Annotated in this window: 21 protein-coding genes and 1 tRNA gene; 18 read left to right on the forward strand and 4 right to left on the reverse strand. The window is 58.4% G+C overall.

Annotation, left to right across the window (positions count from 1 at the left end):
* Positions 1-31 precede the first annotated feature (31 nt).
* The 18 genes from KVH01_RS08995 (at position 32) to KVH01_RS09080 (ending at position 15,848) form a co-directional block, all read left to right on the forward strand.
* On the forward strand, positions 32-232 hold the full coding sequence (locus KVH01_RS08995) for a hypothetical protein (protein ID WP_217881214.1): 201 nt from the start codon (positions 32-34) through the stop codon (positions 230-232).
* Entirely contained in the window at positions 233-532 is a 300-nt protein-coding gene (locus KVH01_RS09000) for a head-tail connector protein (RefSeq protein ID WP_217881215.1), read from the forward strand.
* Positions 532-852: a phage head closure protein gene (locus KVH01_RS09005; RefSeq protein ID WP_057711968.1), complete on the forward strand. Its 321-nt coding sequence runs from the start codon at positions 532-534 to the stop codon at positions 850-852. The genes KVH01_RS09000 and KVH01_RS09005 overlap by 1 nt, the downstream gene beginning before the upstream one ends.
* Entirely contained in the window at positions 849-1,319 is a 471-nt protein-coding gene (locus tag KVH01_RS09010) for an HK97-gp10 family putative phage morphogenesis protein (RefSeq protein ID WP_068966478.1), read from the forward strand. The genes KVH01_RS09005 and KVH01_RS09010 overlap by 4 nt, the downstream gene beginning before the upstream one ends.
* Before the next feature lie 5 nt (positions 1,320-1,324).
* Positions 1,325-1,672: a tail completion protein gp17 gene (gp17, locus tag KVH01_RS09015; RefSeq protein WP_217881216.1), complete on the forward strand. Its 348-nt coding sequence runs from the start codon at positions 1,325-1,327 to the stop codon at positions 1,670-1,672.
* A gap of 8 nt (positions 1,673-1,680) precedes the next feature.
* Positions 1,681-2,148, forward strand: a complete 468-nt coding sequence (locus tag KVH01_RS09020) for a phage tail tube protein (protein ID WP_057711965.1) — start codon at positions 1,681-1,683, stop codon at positions 2,146-2,148.
* A gap of 23 nt (positions 2,149-2,171) precedes the next feature.
* A complete protein-coding gene (locus tag KVH01_RS09025) occupies positions 2,172-2,621 on the forward strand; it encodes a phage tail assembly chaperone (RefSeq protein ID WP_217881217.1) in 450 nt (149 codons plus the stop codon).
* 23 nt (positions 2,622-2,644) lie between these two features.
* The gene (locus KVH01_RS09030) at positions 2,645-2,947 is read left to right on the forward strand and encodes a phage tail assembly protein T (protein ID WP_153871618.1); all 303 of its coding nucleotides are present in this window, start codon (positions 2,645-2,647) and stop codon (positions 2,945-2,947) included.
* A 67-nt stretch (positions 2,948-3,014) separates the two neighbouring features.
* Positions 3,015-3,371, forward strand: coding sequence for a hypothetical protein (locus KVH01_RS09035; RefSeq protein WP_217881218.1), 357 nt, complete (start codon positions 3,015-3,017; stop codon positions 3,369-3,371).
* Positions 3,372-3,636: 265 nt separating this feature from the next.
* Complete coding sequence (locus KVH01_RS09040; protein WP_217881219.1) at positions 3,637-6,786, forward strand: tape measure protein; 3,150 nt, start codon at positions 3,637-3,639, stop codon at positions 6,784-6,786.
* Positions 6,786-7,124 (forward strand): phage tail protein, encoded by a 339-nt coding sequence (locus KVH01_RS09045; RefSeq protein ID WP_005785361.1) that lies wholly within the window; start codon positions 6,786-6,788, stop codon positions 7,122-7,124. The genes KVH01_RS09040 and KVH01_RS09045 overlap by 1 nt, the downstream gene beginning before the upstream one ends.
* Complete coding sequence (locus tag KVH01_RS09050) at positions 7,121-7,807, forward strand: phage minor tail protein L (protein WP_078467605.1); 687 nt, start codon at positions 7,121-7,123, stop codon at positions 7,805-7,807. The genes KVH01_RS09045 and KVH01_RS09050 overlap by 4 nt, the downstream gene beginning before the upstream one ends.
* 5 nt (positions 7,808-7,812) lie before the next feature.
* Positions 7,813-8,565: a C40 family peptidase gene (locus tag KVH01_RS09055; protein ID WP_217881220.1), complete on the forward strand. Its 753-nt coding sequence runs from the start codon at positions 7,813-7,815 to the stop codon at positions 8,563-8,565.
* The gene (locus tag KVH01_RS09060) at positions 8,565-9,161 is read left to right on the forward strand and encodes a tail assembly protein (RefSeq protein WP_225924117.1); all 597 of its coding nucleotides are present in this window, start codon (positions 8,565-8,567) and stop codon (positions 9,159-9,161) included. Before KVH01_RS09055 ends, KVH01_RS09060 begins: the two co-directional genes overlap by 1 nt.
* Before the next feature lie 9 nt (positions 9,162-9,170).
* Complete coding sequence (gene gpJ, locus KVH01_RS09065) at positions 9,171-12,938, forward strand: TipJ family phage tail tip protein (protein WP_217881221.1); 3,768 nt, start codon at positions 9,171-9,173, stop codon at positions 12,936-12,938.
* A 1,067-nt stretch (positions 12,939-14,005) separates the two neighbouring features.
* A complete protein-coding gene (locus KVH01_RS09070; RefSeq protein ID WP_225924118.1) occupies positions 14,006-14,914 on the forward strand; it encodes a phage tail fiber protein in 909 nt (302 codons plus the stop codon).
* 43 nt (positions 14,915-14,957) lie between these two features.
* Positions 14,958-15,383, forward strand: coding sequence for a cell wall hydrolase (locus KVH01_RS09075; protein WP_217881421.1), 426 nt, complete (start codon positions 14,958-14,960; stop codon positions 15,381-15,383).
* A gap of 75 nt (positions 15,384-15,458) precedes the next feature.
* Positions 15,459-15,848: a hypothetical protein gene (locus tag KVH01_RS09080; RefSeq protein ID WP_217881222.1), complete on the forward strand. Its 390-nt coding sequence runs from the start codon at positions 15,459-15,461 to the stop codon at positions 15,846-15,848.
* A 136-nt stretch (positions 15,849-15,984) separates the two neighbouring features.
* Here the strand turns inward: KVH01_RS09080 and KVH01_RS09085 are convergent.
* The 4 genes from KVH01_RS09085 to KVH01_RS09100 all read right to left on the reverse strand — a co-directional run bounded on the left by KVH01_RS09085 (position 15,985) and on the right by KVH01_RS09100 (position 19,172).
* Positions 15,985-16,060 (reverse strand) — tRNA-Thr (locus KVH01_RS09085).
* A gap of 520 nt (positions 16,061-16,580) precedes the next feature.
* A complete protein-coding gene (locus tag KVH01_RS09090; protein ID WP_217881223.1) occupies positions 16,581-17,768 on the reverse strand; it encodes a methyltransferase in 1,188 nt (395 codons plus the stop codon).
* Positions 17,749-18,438: an ABC transporter permease gene (locus KVH01_RS09095; RefSeq protein WP_124380058.1), complete on the reverse strand. Its 690-nt coding sequence runs from the start codon at positions 18,436-18,438 to the stop codon at positions 17,749-17,751. Before KVH01_RS09095 ends, KVH01_RS09090 begins: the two co-directional genes overlap by 20 nt.
* A 38-nt stretch (positions 18,439-18,476) precedes the next feature.
* Complete coding sequence (locus KVH01_RS09100; protein WP_043047309.1) at positions 18,477-19,172, reverse strand: ABC transporter permease; 696 nt, start codon at positions 19,170-19,172, stop codon at positions 18,477-18,479.
* Positions 19,173-19,216: the final 44 nt, after the last annotated feature.

Raw genomic sequence — 19,216 nt, forward strand, 5'->3', positions numbered from 1 at the left:
GGAAGGCCCCAACCAATAATCAGGTGAAACCATGAAAATCAAAGTTCTGTGGGGTTTCGAAGGCGACCCCGAAAAGGTGAAGGTCCAAAACGGCCGCGTTTCCGCCGGCCAGGTTCTTGAGTTGGAGGACGAAGAGTACGGGCACCAACTGATCGGAAAGGGCTTGGCCGCCCTCGAAGACGGTACTGCTCCCAAATCCAACAGGCAGGCCAAGCCAAACGAGAACAAGTAAATGATCGACCTGGAGCGCGTGAAGCTGCACCTCAGGGTGGACGACGATGAGGAAGACTCTCTCATCGGTGGATACATTGAGGCCGCCAAGTCCCATGTGGCTATGCATTGCGATCGGGAATTGGTCGAAGCAGCGCCAGTCGGGCCTGATCAGATGGGAATTACCCCAGACGTAGAACAGGCCATTCTGCTGCTGGTTGGCCATTGGTTCGCAAACCGCGAAGGCGTGGCGATGGGCACCATATCAACCACTGTACCGCTGGCTGTTGAGCGGTTGCTCATGTACAGGAAGCGTTACTGATGAGAGCCGGCCCAATGCGTCACCGCTGCATGCGCCGTGGCTACATCGACGGCAAGGATGCCCTCGGCCAGCCCTCGAAGGTTTGGGGTGACCTGGGCAAGCTCTGGGCGGAGATCAACATTCCCTCCGGTCGCATGTACGAGGCTGCGTCACAGATGCAGGTCACGGTCACCGCCGAGATCAACATCCGCTACCGCAAGGACGTGGTGGCGGGCCAGCACCTGGTGCACGACGGCACCACTTACGAAATCATCGCGCCGCTGGCCACCAACCAGCGCGACATGCTGAAACTCATGTGCAAAACGGTGAAGCCAAAATGAGCAACGGATCGCTGACAGTTCTGGGGCTTGGTGAGCTGCAGGCCGATTTCGAACGCCTGGCCAAGTCCGTGGGCAACAAGATTGCCAGGGATGCAGTTATGGCTGGTGCCAGGGTGGCCAGGGACAAGGCCCGAAGTACTGCACCAGTTCGCACGGGAAAATTGAAGAAAAACATTATTGCGGTCAGCGTGAAACAGGCTGACACGCCTGGCGGCGCTACTGCTGGTATTCGCGTAAAAAATCCAACGGGCAAACAATCCAAGGCGCTCAAGCGTCCCGGCAAAAAAGGGCGCACCTCGAAAACGGATTACGAATCACCGTTCTACTGGAAGTTCCTGGAACTGGGCACATCGAAGATGCAGGCCCATCCATTCATTCGACCATCTTGGGACGGCAGCCTGCCTCAGATCGAAAAGGCCGTTGCCGACAAGCTGGCCGAAGGCATCGACAACGCCATCACCCGGTAACCCCAATGATTGAGAAATCCCTCATCGACAGGCTTTCGCCTCTGGTCGACGGGCGAGTGTACTTCGGCGTTGCGCCGGTGGACGCCGCCCAGCCACGCCTGGTGGTTCAAACGGTAGGCACCACCACCGGTTTCACGCTCGCCGGCTGGGATGGCTCCAGCGACCTCACTATTCAGCTCGACGCATGGGGGGAGAGCTTCCTCGAGGCGCTCACGCTTGCTGGCCTGGCCTTTACCGCGATGACCACGGATGGCGCCGACTTCACCACCGGCAGCGCAGACCGCCTGGCGGATGTGTTCGAGAACGACACCAAACTTTTCAGCGTGAGCTGGGAATACACCCTGCAACCATAGGAGGCCACATGGCCGTTCAAACTCCAACGAAAGCGAAGTTCGTCAAGACGCAGGGCACGGCTCTCAGCGTTTCCAAAGCCACCACGCTCGACCCCAAGGCGGTCGGCATTGAATGGGCCGATCTGTCCGTAACGATCAAACAACCGCAGTTCCAGGGTGGGCAGTCGGATGAGATCGAAGTAACGGTGCTTGCCAGTGAGGCGAAAGAGTTCACCGTAGGCCTGGCCGACAACGGCACCTTCAGTATGTCCGGCAACTGGAAGGCCGACGACGAAGCCCAGACCGTGCTGCGTACTGCTCGTGATGATGGTGAGCCGCGCGCCTTCAAGTCGCTGTTCAAGGACGGCTCGTCTTCGAGCTTCCTCGGTCTAGTGACCCAGTTCACCTGGGACGCCGCGCCAAACGGCACCGTCAACGGCACGTTCAACGTGCGTATCACTGGCGCCGTTTCCTTCGACCTGCCGGTGGTGCCGTAATGGCCCGGGCAAAAAACGGGGCCGTGGCTGATCTGCGCTCCATGGCACTGGACCCGATGCGCAACTTCAAGCATGAGCGCCTCACCATCGATGAGTGGGAGGGCGCCCAGGTGGTGGTCAGGGCGTTGAGCGCTGGTGACTGGGTTGAGTATCGTCGCCGCGCCGCTTTGGCGGTTGCTGAAGCTCGTCAGGATGCTGGGCTTCCGGCCCAGTCTCCATCAACTGAAGGTGCCGATGAGGCTCCGCTGGAGCCGCGGGTTGAGATTCATTCCTCGCCGCTCTATGCATTCGTCCTGGTGCGAGCCTTGCTCGATGAGAACAATGCTCGAGTGTTTCAGGACGAGGACGTGCCTTCTGTAGCTGATGCCTTTAGCCCAGTGCATGACCGGCTCGTCGGCAAGGTTTTCGAGCTGAGTGGCGTAGCGGCCGGCGCTGGCGCGCAAGATCCGGTGGATGCTGCGGGAAACGACTGACGGAGGAGCCGGAGTTGGCATTTATGCTGACTCTTGCCCTCCGGCTTGGCATGACGCTCCAGGACCTGCGCTCACGGATGAGCGCGGAGGAGCTGTTCCTCTGGATGGCCTATAACCAGGAGTCTCCGCTGAGCGATACCCGCGGCGATATTCAGGCCTCGATCATTGCCGCTTCGGTGTTCCAGGCCCAGGGTGCGAAAGTTTCTGCTGTGGACCTGATGCCTAAGTGGAAGGATGAGGCGGCTGCGGTGGTTGATAAGGCGGCGGAGGCTGAGGAGGGAGAGCAGCTCTTCAAGGCGTTCTTGATGGTCAAGTCATCCGAGTGACGTAGGTTACCCGCCGTCCGAGGTCCCATCCTCATGCTAGATTCTCTCTTTTGCAAGGAAGATGGTCATGAGGAAGTGCGCGGTTTTAGTTGCTGTCGTTATCGCAGGCTGTGGAAATTCGGAAAGGCCGGACTCAGAAGTTGTGATCGATGAGTCCGCTCTTTCAGTTTACTCCAAAGAGCATTACCCGAAGACTTATCAGCAGTGGGGCGATGATGGCGTTGAGCGAATAAAAGTCGCTGAGCGAGCGGCGCTGATAAAGTCAGCCAAACAGATGAAATGCGACAAAGTTGAATACGTGGGGCTCTCTGAGCAGATGAGTAGCCCGCCTAATAAAATAGTTGTTTTTGCCGACTGCCTGAATCGATGGCGTTTCTACATCGATCAGAATTCTGAAATTCTCAGTAGTGAGAGAAACAAATAACCCGCCAAGGCGGGTTTTTTAATGTCTGGAGAAAAGCATGGCAGGGCAAACCCTTCGCTCCCTGATCGTCAGCGTCTCAGCCGAAACGAGCGCATATCAGCGTGAGATGGCAAGGGCTGGCCGCATGGGGCAGAGCTATCTGCGAACCATCACTTCTGGGAACCGTGATGCGACTAGTTCGTGGAGATCCCAGGAGGCAGCAGTTCGAGCCCAGGGCTCTGCGATGCAGGCGCTTACATCTTCAGTGGGAGGATACGCAAAGGCCATGGCCGGCGCTCTTGCTGTGGGGAATGTCATTCACCAGGCTGACAGCTGGAATCAGGTAAATGCTCGACTGAAGCAGGCCTCCACGAGCACTGAGGATTTTTCTGTAAACCAAAAGGCGCTATTTGAGATCAGTCAGCGCACCGGTACTGCCTTTGCCGACAACGCGGGTCTGTTCAGTCGTTCGTCCGCATCGATGCGTGAGTTTGGCTACTCATCGAGCGAGGCTTTGGGTGTCACCGAAGCGTTGGCCCTTGGGCTTCAGCTTTCCGGCGCTGGTGCAGCAGAAGCCTCCTCTGTTATCACGCAGTTCTCCCAAGCTTTGGGTCAGGGTGTATTGCGCGGCGAGGAGTTCAACTCAGTTAACGAAAACGGTGATCGCGTAATCCGGGCGCTTGCCACCGGCATGGGCGTTGCCCGTAAAGACCTCAAGGCAATGGCAGACCAAGGCCTACTTACCATTGACAAAGTGGTGCCGGCACTGATTAGCCAGCTTGGTACTCTTCAGGGGGAATTCAAGGATCTACCTGGCTCGGTTAGTCGAGCCACTACAACCGTCAGCAACTCATTCCAGGCTTGGGTGGGCGGGATGGACGGCGCGACCGGAAGTACCAAAATTCTTGCCCGTGCCGTTACCTTTGTTGCCGAAAACATGGACGTACTTGCGGCGTCGGCGCTTACTGTTGGTGCTGCGTATGGCAGCCTGAAAGCGGGGGATTTGATCAAGAGTCTGTGGGCCCAGGTTACTGCTATTCGGGAAGCAAACTCAGCTGAAATAGGGCGCTCTAGGGCTCAGCTTGATGCCGCCAATATGGCGGTCAGACGGGCAGCAGCCGAGACGGTGGCTGCAAATGCGCAGGTTGCGGCGACAAGGTTTACTGATGGGCATGCAGCCGCTCTCAGCCGCTTGCGGATCGCCAGGCTTGCAGATGCGCAGGCCGCCGCTGCACAAACTGCAGCTCAGTCCGCCCAATCAGCAGCGACGTCGCTGGCTGGGCGTGCTGGGGCGGCTCTTCTTGGCGTTATGGGTGGGCCTGCCGGACTTGCACTGACCGTCGGTGCCGTGGCTGCCAGCTACCTTCTGTTCAGTGATAACAGCGATAAAGCCCGCCAGGCTACCGTCGATCTCAAACGGCCCGTAGAGGAGTTGCGCAAGGAGTTTGCGGCACTCGGTAGAGAGCAGGCTCGATACAAGCTCGGCGGCGTTATCCAGCAGCAGGCCGATGCGCAAGTGGCGGCACAGAAGGCGTTGCGCGAGATCCGCGCCGCCGCCCAAGGCAATGACAAGTGGGGCGATACCTACTCGGCCAACCCATTCCAGCGCGACAGGGCGGTGACGGACTTCAATCGCCGCATTGCCGGTGGCCTGGATATCGACTCGGCTAGCCAGCAGTTGGTCGCGGCAATCGGCCCAAACGAGGAGATGACCAAGGCTATCAATGCTTCTGCATCAGCGTACGGCGAAGCGATCAAAGCCTCTGGCGATTACGGCGACGTCGCCAATATGCTCACCGCCCGCCTGAACGATGTGGCCACCGCTGCCGGCCAGGCTGGCGCCGGGCTGAAAAAGATTGCGGGGCCCGACAAGAAGACCATTGAAGGCTGGAACTCCTACACAAAAACCCTCGTTGAGCGCTTGAACTCCGTCAGAGATGGGGGCGATCTGGTTGGCGAGGTGAACCGGAGGATTGAACGGGAGGGCGTTGACCCTGGTACTGCCGAGGGCTGGCGCATCCTAGCCGGCGCGATCAAGGGTTCTGAAACGGCGGCCAAGGCTTCTGAGGAGGCCCAACAAAAAGCCAAGAAAGCCTCGGAGGACATCCAGCGGCAAGCTGAGCAGCTCAACAATGCATACAAGCAAACCCTGGACAACCTTACCCAGCAGGTCGCGCTTTACGGTGAGACTACCGAGATAGGGCGCCTTCGCTACGAGCTCACCACCGGCGAGCTTTCGAAGCTGTCTGAAAAGAACAAGGTCATGCTTCAGGGCAAGGCCATCGAGCTCGATGCGCTCAACGCCAGAAAGGCCTATGACGGCCTGATGTCTAGCCTTCAAACCAAAGAGCAAGCCCTACTCGCAACGACGAAAGAGCGGATGCAGGTGCTTGAAACGGCCAACCGTGCCGGCAAGCTATCGTCGGACGACTACCGCGCTGGCGCTGATGCCATCTCGAAAGCCACGGTTACCGAGGCGCCGGAGTTCGGCGGCATCGATTCCTCGGTAGGTGGACCCTCCGGGGAGCTTGTAAAGATCGCCGAGGCTGAAGCAGCGCTCAAAAAGTGGCACGACAAGCAGCTGTCCATGCAGGCAGATCTGCGCGATCAGATCCTGGCCGACCAGCAAAGCACCAACGAGCAGAAGCTCGCCGCCGAGCAGCAGTACCTGGACCGAGTCGTCGAGATCAATCAGACGAACCAGGCGCGGCTTTCTGACATTCAGGGTGCCTACAAAGTAGCTGTGATCGGCACCTTCAGCGAACTGTCGGGCCAGGCCGCCGACATGGTCGGCAAGATCGCTGGTGAGCAGTCCGGCGCGTACAAGGCATTGTTTGTAGCGCAAAAAGCGTTCGCTGTAGCGTCGATCATCATGAACGCGCAGATCGCTGCAGCGAAGGCACCGGCGGAACTGACCATCCTGGGCGGTATACCGGTGGGCGCGGCGCTGCTTGCTGCGGGCTATGCCAATGCGGGCATGGTCGCCGGCATGGCGCTGGCCGGCTTCTCTGAGGGTGGCTATACCGGCCCCGGTGGCAAGTTTGAGCCGAAGGGCGTGGTTCACGGCGGCGAGGTCGTCATCCGTAAGGAAGTGGTCGATCAGCCTGGGATGAAGGATTACCTCATCGGCCTGAACCGTAGCGGTAAGCCGGGCTACGCAACCGGCGGATTTGTCGGAAGCCCGGGCATCTCGCCGGCCTTCACTGCTCCATCTGTCGCAGCAACCGCCGGCTCAGGATCGGCGCCGGAGATCCACTTGCACATCAATGGCGACGGCTCGGGCGGAGCTGTCAATGCTCCCGAAGGATACGAGCAGATGGGCATGGCGTTGTTGGCCACTGCCCGTTCCGAAATGCCGAAGATCGCCCGGCAGGTGATTCAGCAGGAAAAAGGCCAGAACGGCCTGCTTGATCCAAACAATCGGAGGAACAGCTGATGGCAGAGGTATTCAACTGGTCGCCCCGGGTTGGCTCTTCCGGTGACGACCAGCCTGACGTGCTTGAGTCGAAGTTCGGCAACGGCTACAGCCAGCGATTATCGGTCGGAATAAACAATGTCGCCGGTGCGTACACAGTTTCCTTTACGGGCGGGGAGGCTTACATCAAGCCGATCCGGGAGTTCTTCAAGCGGCACAAGGGGGCAAATCACTTTCTGTGGACTCCGCCGCTCGAGGTGCAAGGGGCGTTCATCACCACCGGCGGCTGGCAACTGCAAACCCACGGCAACAAGAAATACACCCTTAGCACCACTTTCCAGCAGGTATTCAACCCATGATTACGTTGGACGACCAGAAGCTAGAGCCCGGCGCGATCATCCAGTTGATCGAGCTGGATGGTGAGGCGAGGGGCATGGGCATCTTGCGGTACCACGCGCACCAGCAGTCCACGCCGATCATCTGGAAGGGCGACGTGTATCTGCCCCGGCCTTATGAAACGGGTGGGTTCGGGCGAAGTGTTGAGGGCAACAACTCCACACCCATGTTGAAGATCAGCAACATCGACGGAACGATCACAGCGCTGTGCCGGCGCTTCCAGGGGATGAGTGGGGTAAAGCTGACGGTTCGACAGACGTACGCGAAATACCTGGATGCAGCGAACTTTCCAGAGGGCAACCCTACGGCCAGCACCATGGAGAGGCTCGACATCTCCTATATCAACCAGGTCACCAGCTTGTTGCGCGAGGAGGTGGTGTTCTCGCTGGCGCCGCCGACGGCAGTTAAAGGTCAGAGGTTGCCGGGCGGCCTGATTATGAACCGGTGCGAGTGGTGTCTGTGGGGCGAGTACCGCGGCCCGGACTGCAATTACACCGGGATCAAGATGTTCGACCTCGACGGCAACCCAGTGGACGACCCTGCGCTCGATCGCTGTGGCGGCCGACCAAGTGACTGCGAAATCCGCTTTGGCAAAGGTAACCCATTGTCGTTCGGTGGCGCTCCTGGCGCTGCGCTTATTGGATAGACCCCATGAACAAGACGATGCTGAAACAAATCCAGGCGCACGCCGAGGCGGAGTTCCCGAAGGAAAGCTGCGGCGTGGTGATCCGTGAGGCCGGGCGACTTAAGTACATTCCATGCCGCAACGATGCCAAGACCCCCAGCGAGCACTTCATCATCAATCCAGAGGACAAGTGTGACGCTGAGGACCGCGGCGAGGTGACGATGATCATTCATAGCCACCCCGACGTGCCGCCGGTGCCGAGCATGACCGATCGTGTCAGCTGCGAATTGCACGAAAAGCCGTGGGGCATCGTGAGCTGGCCGTCTGGCGAGTACTTCGAGTTCAAGCCTGATGGTTACCAGGCCCCGCTGGTTGGCCGCGAGTTCGGCCATGGTCTGCTGGACTGCTATGCCCTGTGCCGCGATTACTACGAGCGCGAGCATGGAATTGAATTGCCGAACTACCCGCGCCGGGATGGCTGGTGGAACGATGGTGAGAGCCTCTACGAGAAGTACTACGAGGAGGCCGGTTTCTACCCGGTTTCGATGCCGCGCAAGGGCGACATGATCGTCATGCAGATAAATGCTGCCGCACCAAACCATGCCGGCATTTACCTGGGCGACGGTCTGTTGTCCACAGCCCCTGACCTACACCCAGCACCGGCAACGTTCCTGCATCACCGCTACAACAAGAAATCCACCCGCGACGTATACGGCGGCATGTGGGCTGATTACACCGTGCTGATTCTTCGGCACCAACGAATGCCGGAGGTTGACTGATGGCAATGAAAGTAACGGTTAACCCGCAGCCCTTGGTGGTGCTGGTGATGCTTTATGGCGTGCTTGGCGCCCGGTTCGGTCGCGTTCACCACCTGGCCGTAACGTCATGCGCTGAGGCGATTCATGCGTTGTGCGTGAAGATCCCCGGCTTCAGACGGTTCTTGCGCTTTTCGGAGGAGCGCGGCCTGACCTACGCAGTGTTCCGCGGGAAGAAAAACCTGATCGATACCGAGATTGAGATGCGCCAGGACACCGTTGAGCCGATCCGCATCGCGCCAATTGTGATCGGCAGCAAGGGAGGCGGTCTGTTCGCCACCATTGCCGGTCTTGCCCTGGTGGTGATTGGCGCGATCACCCAGCAATACTACCTGGTGGCGGCTGGTGCTGGCCTGATGATCGGTGGCATCGCAATGAGCATGTCTCCGTCACCGGTTGGCGTGTTGGACAAGGAGGGCGACGGCAACAGGCCTTCCTATGCGTTCGGCGGCGCGGTCACCACCACGGCCCAGGGCCGCTGCAAACCACTTCTGTATGGCGAACGCGATATCGGCGGCGCTCTCATCTCGGCTGGCGTCTTCTCGGAAGATCAGCAGTAAGGAAAACCCATGTCCAAAACCGCAACAGCGCCCGCTGCAAAGCGCCGGCGCCGGCCTAGTGCTGCCCCAGTTTTGGGTTCCAAGGGCGGCGAGCAGAAGCCATACACGCCTTATAAGGCACCCGATACTGCGCTGTCGGTTGCTACGGTAAAGCTGCTCTATGCGCTGAGTGAAGGTCCGATTGTGGGGCCGGTAGATGGTCTGCGGTCGATCAAGCTGAACGGTACGCCACTGATCTCCCCTGACGGCAGTGAAAACTTCCCGGGCACCATCTGGGACTTCCGCCCAGGCACAGTGGATCAGGAGCATATCGCGGGCTTTCCGGCCATCGAGAATGAGGCCTCTCAGGGGCTGCCGGTTGAGTTGAAGTCGGACAACGCCTGGACACGCGCGATCACCGATCAGCAGTTGTCGGCGGTACGCATCCGCTTGTCGTGGCCGCAAATTTGGCAGGTGAAGACGAATGGCGACCAGATCGGCTACCGCATCGACTACGCCATTGATCTTTCCGTAGATGGCGGAAGCTATCAAACAGTCCTTTCTGCAACTTTGGACGACAAAGGGACAACCGAATACGAGCGCACCCATCGAATCGACCTCCCTGAGGGCTTCACCAGTGCGCTGGTGCGCGTGCGCCGACTCACCCCAAACCGAAACGACTCCAATTTTGCGGACCTGATGCGCATCAAGGGGCTGACGGAGGTAATCGACAAGAAGCTGCGCTATCCGAACCTGGCGCTGGGCGGCCTGCAGTTCGATGCAAAGCAGTTCCAAGACACGCCGAAGGCCAGCTTCCTGATGCGCGGCCGCATTGTGCAGGTGCCGACCAACTACAACCCGGAGACTCGAACCTATACAGGTGACTGGAACGGCACTTTTAAGCTTGCCTACACCAACAATCCTGTCTGGGTATGGCGCGACCTGTTGTTGCATCGTCGCTACGGCCTGGGCCGTCGCATTACCGCCGACATGGTGGACCATTGGACGCTGTACGAGATCGGCCGCTATTGCGATGTGATGGTTCCAGACGGGAAGGGCGGCATGCAGCCGCGTATGACCACCAACGTTTACATTCAGGATTCGGTTGAGGGCTACGCACTCCTTTCGGATCTGGCCAGTGTGTTCCGTGGGAGCAGTTGCTGGAACGGTTCCCAGGTCACCATGGTGGCGGATATTCCAGGCAACGAGGACGGCTACGTCTTCACCCGCTCGAACATCATCGGTGAATTTGAGTACGTCTCCGCAGCGCTTCCTGATCGCCATACACGGGCGAAGGTGGCCTGGGACAATCCTGAAAACGAGTTCAAGACACAGCCGGCCCCCGTTACCAACGAAGAGTTGATCGGTGAGCTCGGGCACCGGATGCTGGATATCTCGCGTTTCGGCTGTACCGTGGAGGGAGAAGCAATCCGCCACGGTATCTGGGCGCTCAAGTCTGAGCAGTATGAGGAGTGGTCGGTAAGCTTCACCACCGGCATGGAGGGCCGCAACGTCGAGCCTGGCCAGATTATCTGCGTGGCTGATGAGTTGTTCTCGGGGCGTGCAAATGGTGGGCGTATCAGCGCCGCGACCAGGCGTGTGATCACGCTCGATATCGATGCCGAGGTGCACGAAGAGGATCGGCTAATCCTCAACCTACCCAGCGGCAAGACCGAAGGCCGCATCGTGAAGTCCGTCTCTGGCCGCTTGGTCACCGTCATGGCGGACTATTCGGAACTCCCAGAGCCGGAGTGCAGCTGGTCCGTGGAAAGCGCTGATCTGGCCGTGATGCGCTTTCGTGTGCAGACCATCGAGCCGCAAGGGCTGCATCAGTTCAAGATAGCTGCCACTCAACATGAGCCACTGAAGTACCAGGCGATCGACACTGGCGCCCGGATTGATCCGCAGCCAACGAGCATCATCCCGCCCGGGGTAATGTCTCCGCCGGATAACATCGGCATCGAGGCGCGCAGCGTCGTGTCGCAGGGCATTGCTGTCACCAGTATGCGTATTACGTGGGATTCGGTGCCGGGGGCTATTGCGTACAACGTGGAGTGGCGCAAGGACAGCGGTAACTGGATCCGCTTGCCGCGCACTGGGAATCTCGGCGCGGACGTTGAGGGCATTTACAGCGGCCGCTACGTTGCACGTGTCAGCTCGGTTAACGCCATGGATGTGGCTTCTATCTGGGGCGCCAGCCCTGAGGTAGTACTGACCGGCAAAACCGGCTTGCCGCCGGCGGTGTCGTTCCTGACCACCACCAGCGAGCTGTTCGGCATCGGCATCAAGTGGGGATTCCCTGCTGGCGCCGAGGACACCCAGCGGACCGAGCTTTGGTATGGCCCGGCGAATGACTTGCAGGCCGCGACGAAGCTGGCAGACCTGGCATATCCGCAGGCCGACTACCGCATGCAGTCGCTGCTGGCGGGCGCAACGCTGTTCTTCTGGGCGCGCCTGGTGGACCGTACCGGCAACATCGGTCCGTTCTATCCGGTGGTGAATGGGGTGATGGGCCAGGCTAGTTCGGACGCTGGGCCAATTCTTGAGCAGATCAAGGGGCAGATCGACGAGACCGCCCTGGGTCAGCATTTGAAGGACAGGATCGACCTCATTGACGGTAATGGCCCTGGTTCGGTCAACGGCCGTATCGACGAAGCCAAGCAGGAGCTGGAAGACCTTATAGACCAGGTTGTTGACGCACTTGAGTACGACCCAGCGAAGGCATACGCGCTCAACGAAATAGTCCGCATGGGTCAGCACCTGTATCAGGCGAAAGGCCCGGTACCGGCGAATAATCCTCCACCGAACGCGACCTACTGGACCGATATCGGCACTGTAGCCCAGACGGTGGATGCGTTGGCCACCCAGGTACAGCAAAACAGCGCGACCATTACGCAGCACGGCCAGGACATCACCGCCCAGGCGCAACAGCTCAATGCGGTGAAGGTCACGGTCAACGATCCAGTCACCGGCGTGAATGCCACGGCCAGCGGGTTAAGCACCCTTAAGGCCACGGTAACCACGCTCGACGGCAAGGTCACCACCACTGCGCAGAAGGTCGACGGCATCTACTTGCAGGTCAATCCACCACTTCAGGGTGATGACACTGCGCTGATCGGCTCGGACGAGAGCTACGTTGGTGTCTGGTCCGTTCAGTCCGCCCTGATTGAGGGAGACCTGGTGCAGGGGCAGCGTACCGACACGGTGGAAGTGAAGGTGGCCAACAACGCCGCCGCGGTCGTCGCCGAGCAAACCGCCCGGATCAATGCCGACGGTGCGTTGTCGTCCAGCATCGAGACCGTCAAGAACTCGGTCAACGGTAACACCCTGGCTATTCAGACCAACACCACGGCCATTCAAACGGTCGACGGCAAGGTCACGGCGAACTGGTCGGTGCGGATGCAGTACGAAACTGCCTCAGGCCTCTACAAGTACGCCGGTATTGGGCTTGGGTTGGAGAACGGTCCAGGTGGATTGCAGTCGCAGTTCATCATCGACGCGGACAGGTTCGCCATCGGACAGGCCGGATCGGTGCCCTTCGCGGTCCAGGGTGGGCAGACCTTTATCAAAGCCGCGTTCATCGAAAACGGCAGCATAACCATGCTCAAGATCGGGCAGGCGCTGCAATCAGACAATTATGTCGCCGGTGTGCAGGGATGGCTTTTGGATAAGGCGGGTAATCTTGAGTTCAATGGGCCGGCGCCTGGTGGTGGTCGTCTATCTATGACGAATAGAGCGATCAAGGTATATGACGCAACTGGGCGTAAACGGGTACAGCTTGGAGATCTAGACGCATGAGTCATGGCGTAAGAACGTGGAGCGCATCAGGCGCTCTAGAAATGGATACTGATAGTTTCACCTATCAGATTCTTCACAATGGGCTCTATCAAGCTAGAGCCGCCGGCCCGATCACTATTTATATCCCAGGTTTTAGTCCGAGCAACTGCTCTGCGGTAATACTGCCAACCGAGCCACCTGCAAATGATTATATCTACAGCGCATTACCATACGTATCACTAGGAGAGGGGGTTGTGAACGTATATGGAAAACATCCAGCTGAGGCGGACAGATCCTTGGGTACGACAATTAAATTTAGGTTGTTGGTAATGAGGTATAAAAATTGACATACGGGTTATCGGTAGCCAATGACTATGACTATATTCAAATTGATGCTCAGATGCCTCGGCTTTGCGCTGTTTATAGTGGCTCATATACTGCTACCACAAGCTCTAATGCCTATGTTAGCTTCCCAGCCCCAATAACTACTCAGGAACCCCCCTGCATATTCATTCAAAATACACCCGACAGACCTGATGATCTATACACCGGGATGGTCATATCTGGAGGGGCTGGAAACTGGACAGGTTTTGTTCTATCGACGATTAACATAAACTTTCGACCTTACGGCAAGTGGTTTGCGGCAGTCTTTGCATCGCTTTCTAAGGCTCAATACGGATTAAGAATGTGGGGAGATGACGGAAGCGTAATTTATGACTCTGGCGCCATCCCAGTATTGTTCACCCGCGCTAGTCACTCATGGTCGTACCAGGGGCGAGTGACAATTAGCCCTATATCAAACGGGTACTATTGGAAAAGTAATCTCAGTGGGCAAATTTTGAGTGATGAGTACTTTATGATTAACCCATTTTCTAGAGGGATAATTACCCCGTCACACATTAACTGGACACCAATTGGTGTCAGGTTCAATTATGGTGAATCATGTTTGCAGGTTTTCGGTGTAACGGCTCTCGGAGCTTGGATGGATATCGGTAGCGTGGCGGCCGTTTTTGCGAGGCTGCCTGGAACTTGAGAATATGAGACTTATAAATTTCTGATGGTTAGCTTTTATAAATGGGAGCGTATTAATGCCTAGGCAGGAAATCAACATCGGCACAGCCCCTACTGGTGCTGGTGGCGATACCACTCGCAGTGGCGCGGTAAAAATTAACGCGATGACGCAGGAGCTCTATGCGCGAAACGCCCAGCTTGGCACGGCATCTAATGCCAACATAGGAACCAGCCCTGGAAATGTTATGGCTGTTGGCTCATATGGACTTGGTCCTAGAGTAGTATCGGACTCCAGAATTTACGATTCCATGAACGTTTGGGAAACGGGATTCGGCGTGATTACTGAGACAACTCAGTTCAAGCCTTCGAATTTCGCTTACGGCACTTTGCTAAATATCGCGTTCCCCGGAACAGGCTATCTTGGAACTCAACTTTGGATGAGCACTCTGGGCAGCGGTGTCATTGGGTTCAGATCCGGTGATTACAGCACCACCTCATTCAACACGATCTATCACACCGGCAATACCACTCGTGGTTCTGGGGGCGTGCTTTCTGCTGCCTCGCCAATCATGCGGATTGCGTGCGTGGCCACCAGCGAGCGTCGTGACCTGCAGGAAGAAACCTTTCTCCCTGCTGGAGAGTGGGGGGTGGTGAACGGCGAAGCTCGGGGCGTCACCGTGGAGCGCATTGGTGTGGGTGAGTACAAGGTATTTGGGAGCCTTGGCTTAGCGCTTGAGGGGTGGCGAACCCAGGATCCATGCTCGCCAGATGGGGGGCGCACGCTCGGCGTTACCGAAAGCGAACAATCCGAAGATGGCAATGTGATCATCCGCCTTTTCAAGCAGCGTTGGACGCTTTCCGATGACGGCGAAATGTTCCCGGGTCGAGGTGCACCGATGGATGTCCCGCTAAATAGCTGGATCGACGTGCGGCTCGAAATGCCGAAGGCTGAAACGCCACCACCCATGGATGCCACAACAGAGTAACTGCCCGCCAAATGAGCGGGCTTTTTTACGCCTGGAGAAAAGCATGAATGAAGCAGAGAAAGACCGGGACATCCTGGCGCGGACGCTGTGGGGCGAAGCCCGCGGGGAAGGGCTGGCCGGCCAGATCGCCGTAGCCTGGACCATCCGCAACCGTGTGTTCGATGGCAAGGCCAAGTCGTGGTGGGGGGAGGGCTACGCCGGTGTGTGCCTGAAGCCCTGGCAGTTCAGCTGCTGGAACCAGAACGACCCGAACTACGCCTACCTGAGCGGTGCGAAGCCGATCCCGGCCGCGCAGTTCGCCCAGGCCCAGCGCGCGGCTGACCAGGTGATGTCTGGCGCGGTACCGGACCCAACCGGCGGCGCCACGCACTACTACGCGACCACGATGCCGAAGGCCCCGGCCTGGGCGGCGAAGGCCAAGCAGACGCTGCGCCTTGGTCACCATGTCTTCTTCAAGGATGTGCCGTGATGACGCCCGGCGCCGACCTACATTCGCGGCCGTGAAAATTATCATGACCTCGATTCATGTAGGAAAAACGGAATAGTGCTGATCTGCCAGCTTGCGCAAAATCGAAAGCTGGTCACGGCCACGACAAAACCGGCGCAGAATATTCCGGAAATTATTCCTTGCCTCCGCGCGACGGGAATATTTCCTGCTCATCTGGTAGCGTCATGGCATCAACCTAACCAGATGGAAATATGGATGTCGATCAAAGTAACTGCACCACTTGTGAATGGCGACTTGTGGGACCCGCTCGATGAGAATGCGTCAGGCGAGAACGCTGTCGAACTGATATGTGGCGATGACCTGCGCCCACCGCCCACCAGCGTGGTCATCACAGTCACTACCGAATCAGGCAAACGGGTCGAGGTCTGGATTCCTAACTCTGGCAGCAGCACGGCCAGCGTTAGGGTTGACGGCAAGTCGGTATAAGGAGGGTAGAGATTCGGATAGACGGCACATTAGGGTATCTGTGGATAACTCATGCGCCGCCAAAAACAATGTACGTCTATTTGTACGGTTGGCAGAAAAACAAAGGGCCTGCATCGCTGCAAGCCCTTGTTTTGTATGGTGCCGGCACCAGGAGTCGAACCCGGGACCTACTGATTACAAGTCAGTTGCTCTACCAACTGAGCTATACCGGCGTGTTAGGGCGACGATTATAGCGATTGGAAAGCTTCTGTAAACCCCTGAATTCTGACTATTTTTGCAGAAGGAGAGGTTTTCTTCGAATGGCGGGTTTTCCTGCTCCCTCGAGCGTCAATTCCTATCCCCGCAATCCACGGTGAATTTCATCTATTCCATCATCCTGCGTCTGCTCTTTGGAGTCGAGGTAGGTCATGTATGCGTACATTCACCACGCCTTAGCCTGCCTGTGGCGCGGAGCTTTCCGGCTGCTCAAAGGCCCAAAAAAAACATCGCATAAATTACGCTTTATACGCTTACCCCAAATGCTTATGCACAATCGGCAGGTAGATAGCATGATGAAGCAGCCATTTTGTATCGGCGTTCCTTACACCCCGCAACTGCCTGTTTTGCGTGCGTTTTATTTTGTGAACAAAAAATGACCAGTATCGATTTTTGCCTGTAACGCAGATAGATACTGGCTTGGTAAAGATTCCATCAACAGAGTTATCCACAGGGATGTGTGGGAAATTTCGCCGCTTAATCGCGCTCGGCCAGCACCATCAAGTTGCGCGGTGTCAGCGCTGTTTCACAGAAGCTGCCGACCTCGACGTTGTAGCCTTGCTCTTGTAGGAACAATGCTCGATCAAGCACCAGCCACATTTCCAGCGGGCGTCGAAACATGCCTCTTAACAACTCCAGGTTTCGCACCTCGGCCAGGCGGCGCCAGCCGTGTGCCTCCAGCGCCGCCCAGTCCTGTTCGCCTGTGGATAACCCCTTCAGGTTCGCCAGTTCTCGGCAGTAGTCGGCGAAAGGTTTATCCAGCCAGCTGGCGGGCAGGGAGGGCGTTGGCAGGTATTCGTCGCAACCGCGCAGCTGGCGTTGCAGTCGGTCAAAGCCCAGGCGTCGGGCCATGGACGTATCCCGTTGCTGGCGCACGCGGTTACCGGCGGTGACGGTTTCGCTCAGGGGCAGGCCTAGATCCTCTATGGATAGTTGCAGTCGGGATGCGCGCCCGGCAGCGGACAACGCCTGATAGTAATCGGCGTTGATGCGGTTGTAGCAGCAGGGCGCCAGTGCCAGTTGTTTGCAGCCGGCGGCGCTGGCACGTTGCAGCAGGCGCACGTGCAAATCGCCGCAGGCGTGCAGGGCGACTGGTGTGTGTGCGGGGTCAATCGCCATATCCGCCATGACGTCCTGCAGGCGATGGGCGGCGGGCAGGTTATGGCGGTCACTCAGGGCTTGGCCGGATGCGACCAGGGCTGGGTCGTATTCCAGGCAGGTCAGGTGTTGGTCGGACTGCAGCAGGCGGCGGCCTAGATGGCCTTTGCCGGCGCACCAGTCCAGCCAATGGGTGGGCGTTTCGGCAAAGTTCAGCGCGGCGCCGAAGGCTTCGATCTGTTGCCATTTGCGTCCTGGGACGTCGACATTCAGGCGGTGGCGAGCAGGTTCAAGGGTGTGGGTGGGTAATTTATCCACAGCACTGAGGTGTAACGCTTGCGCGGCCAGCTGTGGAAACGGTGCGGGCGCAGGCAGGTCGTGGGGGTGGTTGTGACTGGCTTCGGCTTCGGCCAGCGAGCGCTGGCGCAGCCATCGGGACAGCGTCGGGTGTTCGGTTTCCCAGGGCAAGCGCAGATGGGTAAAGGGCCGTGGTCTCCACAGCCCTTGGTGTTCGGTCAGGAATGCATCCAGTGCCTGGAAGCGTGCCTCAACGTCCTTGGCACGCATCGACGCGCAGCCATTTTTCCAGCAGTTTGAAGCCACGCACGAGGATGTAGGCCATCACCAGGTAGAACAGCCCGGCCGCGAAGAAGATCTCTACCGGCAGGTAGGTGCGGGCGATGATGGTCCGCGCCATGCCGGTCAGTTCCAGCAGGGTCACGGTACTGGCCAGGGCGCTGGCCTTGAGCATCAGGATCACTTCGTTGCTGTAGGCCGGCAGGCCGATGCGTGAGGCGCGGGGCAGGATGATGTAGAACAGCGTTTTGGGCTTGGACATGCCCAGGGCGCGCGCCGCTTCGATTTCACCTGGCGGAATGGCCTGGATAGCACCGCGCAGGATCTCGGCGATATAGGCGGCGGTGTGCAGGGTCATGGTGACGGTGGCGCACCAGAACGGATCGCGCAGGTACGGCCACATGAAGCTGTTGCGCACCGCATCGAACTGCGCCAGGCCGTAGTAGACCAGGAACAATTGCACCAGCAACGGCGTGCCACGGAAGAAGAAGATGTAGGCGTAGGGCAGGGCGCTCACGTACCAGCGGCGCGACGAGCGGGCGATGCCGAGCGGGATCGCCAGCAGCAGGCCGGCGATCACAGCGATGGCCACCAGCTCCAGGGTCAGGGTGGCGCCCTGGGCCAGTTTGGGCAGCCACTTGATGATCACGGCCCAGTTCAGGCCCAGGTCGAAGTGCGATAGCCAGCTGTAGTCGCCGCTCATTGGGTGCTCCTTGCAAAGCCGCGGGCGGCGCGTTTTTCCAGGAAGTGCATGCTGATCATCGCGAGCACGGTCAGGCCCAGGTACATGAACGCCGCGACCATGAAGAAGGTGAACGGTTGCTTGGTGACGGTCACGCCGATCTGTGCGTGGCGCATGATTTCTTCAAGGCCGATCACCGATACCAGTGCAGTGTCTTTCATCAGGATCATGAACAGGTTGCCCAGGCCCGGCAGGGCGATGCGCCACATTTGCGGCATGATCAAACGCGTGAAAATCCGTAGTTTCGACAGCCCCAATGCCACGCCGGCTTCGCGGTGGCCCTTGGGAATGGCGAGGATCGCGCCGCGGAACACTTCCGTGGCGTAGGCGCCAAAGCACAGGCCCAGGGCGATCACCCCGGCGGCAAAGGCACTCAAGGACAGGTCGGGGTTACCGAAGAACTCCCCGAGGGCACGCATCAGGTTGACCGTGCCGAAGTAAATCAGCAGCACCCACAACAGCTCGGGAATACCGCGGACGATGGTCGAATAAGCACCGCCCAGCCATTGCAGCGGCTTGTAGGGCGAAGTCTTGGCCAAGGCGCCGGCAAGGCCGAGCACCAGCCCCAGGCACAGGGCCGTGAGCGCCAGTTTGACGGTCATCAGCGCGCCAGCGGCGAGCGCCGGGCCGAATCCGTAGAGATCGAAATTCATGGTGTTTTCATATCGCGGCAGGCATTGCTGAAAGCCGGCGCGCT

The sequence above is a fragment of the Pseudomonas khavaziana genome (genome assembly GCF_019145205.1).
Taxonomy (GTDB): Bacteria; Pseudomonadota; Gammaproteobacteria; order Pseudomonadales; family Pseudomonadaceae; genus Aquipseudomonas; species Aquipseudomonas khavaziana.